Annotated in this window: 10 protein-coding genes and 1 pseudogene; 8 read left to right on the plus strand and 3 right to left on the minus strand. The window is 33.5% G+C overall.

What is annotated here, in order from left to right:
* Nucleotides 1-152: 152 nt before the first annotated feature.
* From AC1RRU_RS10980 to AC1RRU_RS10990, 3 genes are all read right to left on the minus strand, one after another.
* Nucleotides 153-431 carry a hypothetical protein gene (locus AC1RRU_RS10980; protein WP_046464831.1) on the minus strand — a complete coding sequence of 93 codons (279 nt, stop codon included), beginning with the start codon at nucleotides 429-431 and terminating at the stop codon, nucleotides 153-155.
* Nucleotides 428-1,045 (minus strand): DUF1361 domain-containing protein, encoded by a 618-nt coding sequence (locus tag AC1RRU_RS10985; protein WP_011276461.1) that lies wholly within the window; start codon nucleotides 1,043-1,045, stop codon nucleotides 428-430. Before AC1RRU_RS10985 ends, AC1RRU_RS10980 begins: the two co-directional genes overlap by 4 nt.
* A 231-nt stretch (nucleotides 1,046-1,276) precedes the next feature.
* Entirely contained in the window at nucleotides 1,277-1,696 is a 420-nt protein-coding gene (locus tag AC1RRU_RS10990; RefSeq protein WP_016930920.1) for a PPC domain-containing DNA-binding protein, read from the minus strand.
* A 239-nt stretch (nucleotides 1,697-1,935) separates the two neighbouring features.
* Here AC1RRU_RS10990 and norA point away from each other — a divergent pair, with 239 nt between their 5' ends.
* The 8 genes and pseudogenes from norA to AC1RRU_RS11030 all read left to right on the plus strand — a co-directional run bounded on the left by norA (nucleotide 1,936) and on the right by AC1RRU_RS11030 (nucleotide 11,438).
* Nucleotides 1,936-3,108, plus strand: a complete 1,173-nt coding sequence (gene norA, locus AC1RRU_RS10995) for a multidrug efflux MFS transporter NorA (RefSeq protein ID WP_011276459.1) — start codon at nucleotides 1,936-1,938, stop codon at nucleotides 3,106-3,108.
* Between the two features lie 260 nt (nucleotides 3,109-3,368).
* Nucleotides 3,369-3,854 (plus strand): hypothetical protein, encoded by a 486-nt coding sequence (locus AC1RRU_RS11000; protein WP_011276458.1) that lies wholly within the window; start codon nucleotides 3,369-3,371, stop codon nucleotides 3,852-3,854.
* Between the two features lie 96 nt (nucleotides 3,855-3,950).
* A complete protein-coding gene (gene ybaK, locus AC1RRU_RS11005; RefSeq protein WP_011276457.1) occupies nucleotides 3,951-4,430 on the plus strand; it encodes a Cys-tRNA(Pro) deacylase in 480 nt (159 codons plus the stop codon).
* 153 nt (nucleotides 4,431-4,583) lie between these two features.
* Nucleotides 4,584-5,339 (plus strand): DeoR/GlpR family DNA-binding transcription regulator, encoded by a 756-nt coding sequence (locus AC1RRU_RS11010; protein WP_011276456.1) that lies wholly within the window; start codon nucleotides 4,584-4,586, stop codon nucleotides 5,337-5,339.
* 2 nt (nucleotides 5,340-5,341) lie between these two features.
* The gene (gene pfkB, locus AC1RRU_RS11015; protein ID WP_011276455.1) at nucleotides 5,342-6,262 is read left to right on the plus strand and encodes a 1-phosphofructokinase; all 921 of its coding nucleotides are present in this window, start codon (nucleotides 5,342-5,344) and stop codon (nucleotides 6,260-6,262) included.
* A gap of 5 nt (nucleotides 6,263-6,267) precedes the next feature.
* Nucleotides 6,268-8,242 (plus strand): annotated as a pseudogene (locus AC1RRU_RS11020) (PTS fructose transporter subunit IIABC).
* A 739-nt stretch (nucleotides 8,243-8,981) separates the two neighbouring features.
* Complete coding sequence (locus AC1RRU_RS11025; RefSeq protein WP_011276453.1) at nucleotides 8,982-10,358, plus strand: hemolysin family protein; 1,377 nt, start codon at nucleotides 8,982-8,984, stop codon at nucleotides 10,356-10,358.
* Nucleotides 10,359-10,598: 240 nt separating this feature from the next.
* Nucleotides 10,599-11,438 carry an aldo/keto reductase gene (locus tag AC1RRU_RS11030; RefSeq protein ID WP_011276452.1) on the plus strand — a complete coding sequence of 280 codons (840 nt, stop codon included), beginning with the start codon at nucleotides 10,599-10,601 and terminating at the stop codon, nucleotides 11,436-11,438.
* The last annotated feature ends 88 nt before the right edge of the window (nucleotides 11,439-11,526 follow it).

Here is an 11,526-nt window from a genome sequence, read left to right on the forward strand (position 1 = left end):
CACCCCAGCTTGCTTTGCTTGTGGATTTTCTTGTTGAAAATCTCTTTGCTGGGGCCCCGCACTCAACTACGTTTTATTATCTATATTAGAACTACTTACGTGAGTGTGTGAACACGCTTATATTTATCTTCATTTATCCAAGGTTTTAAGTGTTATTTTAAGGCAAATAAGCATATATATACGGCTACGTATTCTAAGAAAGTAAACAAATACATATATTTTAAGCGTAGTTTGACATTTAATGGCACTTCCCATTTAGGATAACGGCGTTCATAATAAAAAATTTGAACGAGATACAAACCGATACCAAGTGGTAATAACATAAGGATAATACTATGCGTCATACTAAAACCATTTTTATGAAAGAAATGTCCAATAATGAGTTGTAAAGCAATAATAATGATTAGAAGAATCATAATGTGCCAAATCATTTTGCCACTCTCACTCCTTTCACGAAAATAATGATTACGGTTTGTAGTAATACCATTAGTAAAATAAATGTTATGGATTGTGTATTTAAAGATGCAATCACCTGACGAATAATAGTGAAAGGTTCAGTAATCAAATGAACAGTATGGAATCTTAAAAAGCGTCCCATATAAATACCTAAACCATTTAAGAACATAAGTACTACAATTAGAGTACGATTTATCCATAATTTTGAAGTAAAATGCATCAAATTTATAAATATAAGAATCATACAATACATTGCTAAAAAGACACCTAATAATAGGTAAGTAAAATATAGCCATTCCATAATATTTAATTGAACATAAAAATCAAATGTAAATTGATTTAAATGAATTAAATCCGTTAGCATATAAAAAGTATTAGGCACTAGCAATACAAAAATCAAACCAAATATTATAAAAAGTGGCCATTCATATTTTTTTCTTGGCTTAAATAATCTTAATAGTAAACATAACTCAAATGGTATATAAGCTAAAAAGAGGTTTAAACTCATAAAATTAAAAACACGTGTTTCAAATAGTGAGAATGTGAAAAGTATTATGAAATATATTCTGGCAATATAACGCGAAGTCATGTTATACACTACTTTCTTTGAAAAAATAAGAGTTTATTTTAGTTAGTCAATGATTAATAATAAAGGTTACCTAAATGGTAATCAAATATTTAAGCATTATGTTTATCTAGTCAAAAGAAATTTAAAGTTATAAAATGCTATTTTAATGTAATAAATGAGGAATACATATAATAACCCATAGATACATATCTAAATATGTCATCTATGGGCTAATTTAATTTATACATTGCATTAAGGTCTTAATAAGTTCAATCCAGTTTCTTCATCATGTGTACGATTAACATCTAAGTTAGTCATTTGAATTACTATTTCAGCCGTAGCTGATACAACAGCTTTCGTTAAATGACCACTCAATGTTTGAAAATCACGTGTTCCGAATGTTCCATGTAAATGCGCAAATGGTTTATCATCAATATGTGAAATATTACCAAGTAAACTTGTTAGTTCTAAAGCTTCATTAACTTCACGTGCTTCATATTTTTGAGTGTCTAAATTATAAAAATTCAACGTTACATTGTCACATGCGCCTATACCACTAACTGAACCGAATTTCATTTCTTGTTCCATAGCAAATTGTGTTAGGACTTCTACAATATCTTCGCCTTTATCTAGCACTAAAAGAAACGTTTGACCATCTTTATTATATTTCATCATCGTCACCTCAATTTGATAAGTTACCTACATTATACTAGCCAGTAAGTTTTATTGCTTAGAATTTAAATCTTACTATTGTAATATAGAAGTTAAATAGTATACAATGTCCTAATATTATGTAATTTTCAACTATGTTATTAGACGTAGCTCATTTATATTTAATCAGAAGCGTGATTAAAATTGATCTTCAATGAAATGATGAAATTTACCATATAAAAATGAAATGAGGTGTCATCATGAAAAAACAATTATTTACATTGTACTTCAATATTTTCTTAATCTTTGTAGGTATCGGATTGGTAATACCTGTACTCCCCGTTTACTTGAAAGATTTAGGTCTAAAGGGTAGCGACTTAGGCATATTGGTAGCAGTGTTTGCCTTATCTCAAATGATTATTTCACCATTCGGTGGTACGATGGCTGATAAACTCGGAAAAAAATTAATTATCTGCATTGGTCTAGTTCTATTTGCCATATCGGAGTTTCTATTCGCTATCGGTCATCATTTTCCTGTTTTAATCGCTTCTCGTATATTAGGTGGTTTTAGTGCAGGGATGGTAATGCCTGGTGTAACTGGTATGATTGCAGATATTTCACCAGCTAAGGATAAAGCCAAGAACTTTGGTTACATGTCAGCTATTATCAATTCAGGCTTTATTTTAGGTCCAGGGATTGGTGGATTTTTAGCGGAATTCTCACATCGAGCTCCATTTTACTTTGCGGGAACTTTAGGTGTTTTAGCATTTATCATGTCTTTATTATTAATTCATAACCCGCGCAAAGAAACAACTGAAGGATTCCATTCACTCGAACCGGAAGTATTTACAAAAATTAACTGGAAAGTATTTATTACGCCAATTATTTTGACATTAGTACTGGCATTTGGTCTATCAGCATTTGAAACATTATTCTCACTTTATACAGCTGAGAAAGCCAACTATACACCACGTGATATTTCAATCGCAATTGTTGGTGGTGGCGTAGCAGGAGCGGTATTCCAAGTCTTCTTCTTCGACAAATTTATGAAATACATGACTGAATTAACCTTTATTATCTGGTCATTACTCTATTCAGCGATTGTACTTGGTTTATTAATCTTGTCGCATAGTTATTGGACGATCATGTTTATTAGTTTTATCGTGTTCATTGGATTCGATTTAATTCGTCCAGCACTTACGAACTACTACTCTAACATTGCAGGTAATCGACAAGGTTTTGCAGGTGGATTAAACTCCACATTTACTAGTATGGGGAACTTTGTTGGTCCATTAGTAGCTGGTGCTTTATTTGATGTTAACGTGGAATTTCCCTTATATATGGCAATCATAGTTATGTTGTTCGGTATCGTGATTATTTTTGTTGAAAAAGCACTGCAAGCAACGAGACGTCGAAAACACACAACGAAGTAAAGACCATAGAATTGCTATGTAAAGGTTAATATGAATATTAAATGAAATAGGCAATGGCATCATTCGTTTTTAATTGAAAAATTGACGATGTCATTGCTTGTTTTTACATTTATGTTGTCAAATTGTAACAATATAGCGTCGATTATTAATAGAAGTATTACAAAGATTACAGTTATTTTAAATTGCAGTCTACATAATTATTTTTACTCTCTATATATGTTAAGATAAATAAAAATTTAGAGAGAAATGTGGGTAAGGAGATGAATTTAAAAAACATACTTTTAGGTATGGTGGCTGTAATTTTATCGTTATGTCTAGCTTTCTTATTATTTATAGCTACAAACCAAAATGCCTTAGCTAAAGTGCATCAGACAATTTCTACATTTTCAAAGATGAGTAGTGTCTCTGCAACTGAGAAAATGTTAGATATCACTACAAGTCACACAGCTAAAGCATCAGAAAAAAACGCCGATGAACGCAAAATGGAAACACACTATAATAAAATAGATTCCACTTCCCATGACAATGCAAATAGTAATAAGCATGAATATTCTTCTGAAGAATGTAGAATAATTGCTCAAAATTATACGAATCATCAATATGGTAAAGTGGTCAATTTAGAACGTAGTGGTGAAACGAATCAAGATATTACGTATCAATTGAATCCAAACCATCAATCACAAAGTAGTAATATTGCAGTAAATAAAACGGGTAAAATAGAAGCCTTATCTAATAACGCACAATGAGCGCGCCTTTTCTTATAATAGAGAAGAGCGCTCTTTTTATTTTTCATAGAAAGCGTAGTAAGATTATAGATAAAGATGAATTTGAGGTGAACGTGTATGAAACATAAGAAAACAAATGCGATGCGTATGTTAGACAGAGCTAAAATAGATTATGAAGTCAAAACATTTGAGGTCGAAGATCGGCATATGGATGGTGAACGCGTTGCAGAATTAGTCGGTGAAAATGTCCATGATGTTTTTAAAACACTTGTATTAGAAAATGCTGAACATGATCATTTCGTATTTGTAGTTCCAGTCAGTGAGTCATTAGATATGAAAGTAGCGGCAAGTGTCGTTAATGAAAAGAAATTACAGCTAATGCCATTAGATAATTTGAAACAAGTAACAGGTTATATACGAGGTGGTTGTTCTCCGGTAGGCATGAAACATTTATTTCCAACTACGATTGATCAATCTGCTTCTTCACGCGAAAAAATTATCGTGAGTGGTGGACAACGAGGAATTCAAATTGTGCTACAACTTAAGGATCTTGTTTCAATGACAAATGCACAAGTAGAAGACATTACTCAAAAATAGCAATATAGTGACAGATATTACAAATAGGATGACAAATTGTGTAATATCTGTTAATTTTTAAACCGAAATGAATGTTTTTGATTGTTTTTGACAATTTGTGATTGAAAAATGTAAGCGTACACATTATAATGTGAGTTGAAGCGGGGTGGTTAAATGATTTCTGAAAAAAGACATGACTTAATACTTCAGGAATTAAGGAAAAAAGATTTTCTCACACTCCAAGAATTAATAGAGCGAACAGGTTGCAGCGCTTCAACTGTTAGAAGAGATTTATCGAAATTGCAACAACAAGGTCGACTTCAAAGAGTTCATGGAGGAGCAACATTAAATAGTAATAGAAATAATGAACAAATTCTGTCGGATAAATTGTCGCAAAATTTAAAAGAAAAAAGAGTAATTGGTCAATTTGCTGCAAAACTCATCGAAGATAACGACTGCATTTTTATGGATGCTGGTTCATCAACGATTGAAATGATTCCATTCATTAAAGCACAAAATATTGTAGTGGTTACAAATGGATTAACGCATGTTGAAAAGTTACTTAACCAAGGCATCAAAACTTTGATGATAGGTGGACAGGTTAAAGAAACAACATTTGCCACAGTAGGTGCTAGTGCACTTGATACATTGAGTCGTTATTGTTTTGATAAAGCATTTTTAGGAATGAATGGTTTAGATTTGAAATACGGTCTTACGACGCCAGATGAAAAAGAGGCACTAATAAAAGAGAAGGCCATGGAACAAGCAAATCAATCATATGTTTTACTTGATCATTCAAAAATAGATGAAGTTTATTTTGCACATGTGCCAATTAGTCAAAACCATGTTGAAATGGTGGTATCAAAGCAAACAATAGCACTTTCACATTTTGAACAATATAAAGAGAAGTACGTGTTTATAGGAGGGTAACCATGATTTATACAGTAACATTCAATCCATCTATTGACTACATTATGTTTACTAATGGATTTGAAATAAAAGGGTTAAATAGAGCGACATCTACTTATAAATTTGCAGGTGGAAAAGGTATCAATGTATCTCGTGTTTTAAAAACACTAGGTGTACCATCTACAGCATTAGGGTTTGCTGGTGGTTTTCCTGGAGAATTTATAGCTCAAACATTAGAAGAAAGTCAAATTAAAACGGATTTTATTAAAGTTGATGAAGATACACGTATTAATGTAAAACTGAAATCTGGTGACGAAACTGAAATTAATGCACCTGGACCGTCTATTACTGACGACCAATTCCAAGCATTATTAAATCAAATTAAACAGACAACAAAGGAAGATACAGTTATTGTTGCTGGTAGTGTACCTAAGAGTATTCCAAGTGATGCGTATGCTCAAATTGCAGAAATAACTCAAAGTACAGGTGCAAAATTGGTGGTTGATGCTGAAAAAGATTTAGTTAACACGGTGCTAAAATATCAACCATTATTTATTAAACCTAATAAAGATGAATTAGAAGAAATGTTTGATATGACTGTTGAGAGCGACCAAGATGTTGTTAAGTATGGTCGTGAAATCTTAAAAGAAGGTGCACAATCAGTCATTATATCTTTAGGTGGAGATGGAGCAATTTATATAGATAAAACGCGTAGTATAAAAGCTCAAAATCCTAAAGGGCAAGTCGTAAATACGGTTGGTTCAGGAGATAGCACTGTTGCAGGTATGGTGGCAGGTCTTGAATCTGGATTATCACTTGAAGATGCATTTCAACAAGCTGTTGCTTCTGGGACAGCAACGGCATTTACTGAAGATTTAGCAACAATAGAAGATATAGAAAAAATTAAATCACAGGTTACTATTACAGTACTTGATGGGGAGTGAAATTAATGAGAATCACAGAATTACTAACAAAAGATACAATTGCTATGGATTTATCAGCGTCTGATAAAAATGGTGTCATTGATGAATTAGTGAATCAATTAGATAAAGCTGGCAAGTTAAGTGATATTGCTCAATTTAAAGAAGCAATTCATAATCGTGAATCACAAAGTACAACAGGTATTGGAGAAGGAATTGCTATTCCTCACGCAAAAGTAGCAGCAGTAAAATCTCCAGCCATTGCTTTTGGTAAATCTAAGGAAGGTGTGGATTACCAAAGTTTAGACGGTCAACCAGCACATTTATTCTTTATGATTGCTGCTCCAGAAGGTGGCGCACAAACACACATTAGATGCACTAGCTAAATTATCTGGTATTTTAATGGATGATAAAGTGAGAGAAAGTTTATTACATGCTAACTCTCCTGAAGAAGTGCTTCAAATTATTGATAATGCGGATGATGAAGCAACTAAAGAAGAAGAAAAAGAAGCACAAGAACAAGAGGCAGCGGCCGCTGGTGCGACAAGTGGTTCTGCAAATACGACAGATGCTAATGAGCCATATGTATTAGCTGTAACAGCATGTCCTACAGGTATCGCACATACCTATATGGCTCGCGATGCATTGAAAAAACAAGCCGATAAAATGGGCGTTAAAATGAAAGTTGAAACAAATGGTTCAGGCGGTATTAAAAACCATTTAACTCAACAAGACATCGAACGTGCGACAGGTGTTATCGTAGCTGCAGATGTTCATGTTGAAACAGATCGTTTCGACGGTAAAAACGTAGTTGAAGTACCAGTTGCTGATGGTATCAAACGACCAGAAGAACTTATTAACACAGCACTTGATACAAGTCGTAAACCATTTGTAGCACGTGGTGGTAACTCTAAATCTACAGATAGTGAAAGTAATGAGAAACAAAGCTTTGGTAAAGCGTTCTATAAACACTTAATGAACGGTGTATCAAATATGCTACCTTTAGTAATTGCTGGTGGTATCTTGATGGCTATCGTATTCTTATTCGGGGCTAACTCATTTGACCCTAAAAGCTCTGAGCACAACGCTTTTGCAGAACAATTATGGAATATAGGTAATAAGAGTGCCTTTGCCTTAATCATTCCAATCTTATCAGGTTTCATCGCTCGTAGTATTGCAGATAAACCAGGTTTCGCAGCTGGTTTAGTTGGCGGTATGTTAGCAATTTCTGGTGGTTCTGGATTTATCGGTGGTATTATTGCAGGTTTCTTAGCAGGTTACTTAACACAAGGTATTAAATATATTACACGTGGCTTACCACAAGCAGTTGAAGGTTTAAAACCAACGTTAATTTATCCATTATTAAGTGTAACTATCACTGGTTTATTAATGATTTATGCATTTAACCCGCCAGCAGCATGGTTAAATAACTTATTATTAAATGGATTAAATAGCTTATCAGGTTCAAATATTGTATTACTTGGTTTAGTTATCGGTGCAATGATGGCCATCGATATGGGTGGACCATTTAACAAAGCAGCATATGTATTCGCCACAGCAGCATTGACAGAAGGAAATGCCGCACCAATTACAGCAGCAATGGTAGGCGGTATGATTCCACCATTAGCAATCGCAACAGCAATGATATTCTTTAAACGTAAATTCACTAAAGAACAACGTGGTTCTATCGTGCCAAACTATGTGATGGGCTTATCATTCATCACTGAGGGTGCAATTCCATTTGCTGCAGCTGACCCATTACGTGTGATCCCATCAATGATGGTAGGTTCAGGTGTCGGTGGTGCAATTGCATTAGCATTAGGTTCAAGAATCAATGCACCACACGGTGGTATCATTGTTATAGCAGCGACTGACTTTAGTCATATCTTACAAACATTAATTGCTTTGATAGTAGGTACACTTGTTTCAGCAATTATGTATGGTTTATTGAAACCAAAAGTAACTAAAAACGAAATTGAAGCTTCAAAAGCTATGGATGAATAGAAATAAAAATCTCTTGCCCTAATAATTGGGCGAGAGATTTTTTAATACTTTAATTTATTCTTCATAACTAGACGAGTAGTCTATATTATCAAGATTGGGGCAAGATAACGAATTCATTATGAATTATGTCTTGCTCCATTTTTATCTTAGTCATAAATTACGGGAGTGGGACAGAATTCTTTTCAAATTCGTCGTCCCTCTCCCAACTTGCTTTGCTTGTAGAATTTCTTAGTGAAATTCTCTTTGTTGGGGCCCCGCCCGCAAGGATGACTAGAACTGGAAAAAGCTTGATTTAAGCGCCTTTTCAGTTCAGTCAGCTACTGAGAATTTGCAAAATAGCATCATCATCTTACTTATGTACCAGGCTCTCAAATTGGTATAGAGTCATTAAAATATGTAAAAATGGGTAGACATATGAGAGTATGTCATAGGATGCAAAGCGTTTTAGTGATAAAGAATTTATGCTTTGTGACTACTAAGCGCTTTAGTGTAGTCCTCTCTTGACTATTACGCAATATTAGTTTTAAATGATAAGTTGTAACTTTTTAATCAAAAGCGTTACAATCAACTATTTGTAATTAATATATGATAAAATAAAAGTAATACATTTTTTCGGGGGTGTCGCAATGGGAAGGTCTTAACATGTGTTTATATCGTCAAAGCAAATTACGAATTAAATTCGTGTTACCCATATGGGACACATTTATTTGGAGGTGAATCCCTAGGAATAGGGAATTAATTGGATACAGTGACCATAATAAATTTAGTAATATTTTTTCTATTAATAGCATTAACAACAGTATTCGTAGGTTCAGAATTTGCATTAGTTAAAGTACGTTCAACGCGTATTGAACAATTAGCTGAAGAAGGTAATCGTAGCGCTAAAATTGTCAAAAAGATGATTGCGAATCTTGACTATTATTTATCAGCCTGTCAATTAGGTATTACAGTTACTTCATTAGGATTAGGTTGGTTAGGTGAACCAACATTTGAAAAATTGTTGCATCCTCTATTTAACTTATTACAGTTACCTGATGCATTAACTACAACAATCTCATTTGTAATTTCATTCATCGTAGTGACTTATTTGCACGTAGTATTGGGTGAATTAGCACCGAAATCTATAGCAATTCAACATACAGAAAAATTAGCCCTAACATACGCTAGACCATTGTACTATTTCGGTAATATAATGAAACCTTTGATTTGGTTAATGAATGGTTCAGCACGTGTGATAATTAGAATGTTAGGTGTTGATCCAGACGCTCAAACTGATGCTATGTCAGAAGAGGAAATTAAGATTATTATTAACAACAGTTATAATGGTGGAGAAATCAACCAAACAGAATTAAACTATATGCAAAATATCTTTTCATTTGATGAGAGACATGCAAAAGATATCATGGTACCACGTACTCAGATGGTGACTTTAAATGAACCATTCAATGTTGACGAATTATTAGAGACGATTAAAGAACATCAATTTACACGTTACCCAATTACTGAGGATGGAGACAAAGACCATATTAAAGGTTTCATCAACGTTAAAGAATTCTTAACAGAGTATGCTTCTGGGAAACCTATCAAAATCAATAATTATATCCATGAATTACCAATGATTTCAGAAACAACTCGCATTAGTGATGCGTTAGTTAGAATGCAACGTGAACACGTACATATCAGTTTAATTATTGATGAGTACGGCGGCACAGCTGGTATTTTAACAATGGAAGATATTCTTGAAGAAATCGTCGGTGAAATACGTGATGAGTTTGATGATGATGAAGTAAATGACATCGTTAAACTTGGTGAAGATACGTATCAAATTAATGGACGTGTCCTTCTTGATGACCTCAATGAAAAATTCAACATTGAATTTGAAGATTCAGAAGACATTGATACAATAGGTGGTTGGCTCCAAGCCCACAACACTAACTTACAAGTTGAAGATCATATCGATACGCAATATGATCGTTGGATTGTGTCAGAAATGGACAATCATCAACTAGTTTGGGTTGTACTTAAATATGAGTTCATCGATAATAGACCAACATTCGGTGAAGACCAAGATGAAAATGAAGATAAAAAAGACAATAACGATGAAAGTCGTGAATAATTTAAAACTTATTGGATAAATTAATATTATATAAGGCTATATTGCAAACTTGCATAAGCTGACTGAACTGAGAAGGCGCTCTATATGAAGTGTTTCCCAGTTCTTTCCAACTTTGAGGGCTGGGACAACGAATTCAAAAGAATTCTGTCCCAGTCCTTTTAATTGTTCAATACACTCTATTAGAGTTGTCCTAATTATTAATAGAGTGACAAATTATCAAGAACATTAGGAGAAGATATTATGGTAAATGACACACAAATTTTAAACAATGGTTATCCGATGCCGAGACTTGGCTTAGGTGTCTATAAGGTTACAGATGAAGAAATGGAAACAGCGATTCAAGCTGCATTAGATGATGGTTATCGTGCATTTGATACAGCATATTTTTATAATAATGAAGAAGCACTCGGTAAAGCACTAAAAAATAGTGGAGTGCCTCGAGAAGACTTGTTTATTACAACTAAACTATGGAACGACCATCAAGGTTATGATAGTACGCTTGAGTATTTTAATCGCTCATTAAACAATTTAGGTTTAGAATATATCGATTTATATTTAATTCACTGGCCTTGCGAAAAAAATGAACTTTATATTGAAACATATAAGGCATTAGAAAAATTATATGAAGAAGGTAAAATAAAAGCAATTGGAGTATGTAACTTCAAAGTACATCACTTAGAAAAATTAATGCGTGAAACTAATATTGTACCTCAAGTTAATCAAATTGAAGTACATCCTTACTTTAATCAACAAGAAGTCCAAGATTTCTGTGATAAGCATGATATAGTTGTTACTGCATGGATGCCATTAATGAGAAACAGAGGATTGTTAGACGATCCTACTATAACAAAACTAGCAAAAGCGTATGATAAAACACCAGCGCAAATCGTATTACGTTGGCACGTGGCACATAATCGTGTTGTAATTCCAAAATCTAAAACACCATCACGTATAAGAGAAAATCATGATATATTTGATTTCAACCTAGAACTAACAGAAATAGCTGAAATAGATAGTTTAAATCGCAATGCGCGTCAAGGTAAAGATCCCGATGAAGTGAGTATAGGTGATTTGAAATAAATTGGTTTCTATGGCTCTACGTCAAATCGGACTGATGAGTCCAAATATTGAGATTAAGCAACCTTAGGTTGTTTAATCTCTTTTTTTG

This window comes from Staphylococcus sp. GW821-FHT11H10 (assembly GCF_058807855.1).

Excerpts from the sequence above, each read along its gene's own strand:
- AC1RRU_RS10985 (WP_011276461.1), bottom strand. The coding sequence starts at position 1,045 with ATGACTTCGCGTTATATTGCCAGAATATATTTCATAATACTTTTCACA.
- AC1RRU_RS10980 (WP_046464831.1), bottom strand. The coding sequence starts at position 431 with ATGATTTGGCACATTATGATTCTTCTAATCATTATTATTGCTTTACAA.
- ybaK (WP_011276457.1), top strand. The coding sequence starts at position 3,951 with ATGAAACATAAGAAAACAAATGCGATGCGTATGTTAGACAGAGCTAAA.
- pfkB (WP_011276455.1), top strand. The coding sequence starts at position 5,342 with ATGATTTATACAGTAACATTCAATCCATCTATTGACTACATTATGTTT.
- AC1RRU_RS10990 (WP_016930920.1), bottom strand. The coding sequence starts at position 1,696 with ATGAAATATAATAAAGATGGTCAAACGTTTCTTTTAGTGCTAGATAAA.
- norA (WP_011276459.1), top strand. The coding sequence starts at position 1,936 with ATGAAAAAACAATTATTTACATTGTACTTCAATATTTTCTTAATCTTT.
- AC1RRU_RS11010 (WP_011276456.1), top strand. The coding sequence starts at position 4,584 with ATGATTTCTGAAAAAAGACATGACTTAATACTTCAGGAATTAAGGAAA.
- AC1RRU_RS11000 (WP_011276458.1), top strand. The coding sequence starts at position 3,369 with ATGAATTTAAAAAACATACTTTTAGGTATGGTGGCTGTAATTTTATCG.
- AC1RRU_RS11030 (WP_011276452.1), top strand. The coding sequence starts at position 10,599 with ATGGTAAATGACACACAAATTTTAAACAATGGTTATCCGATGCCGAGA.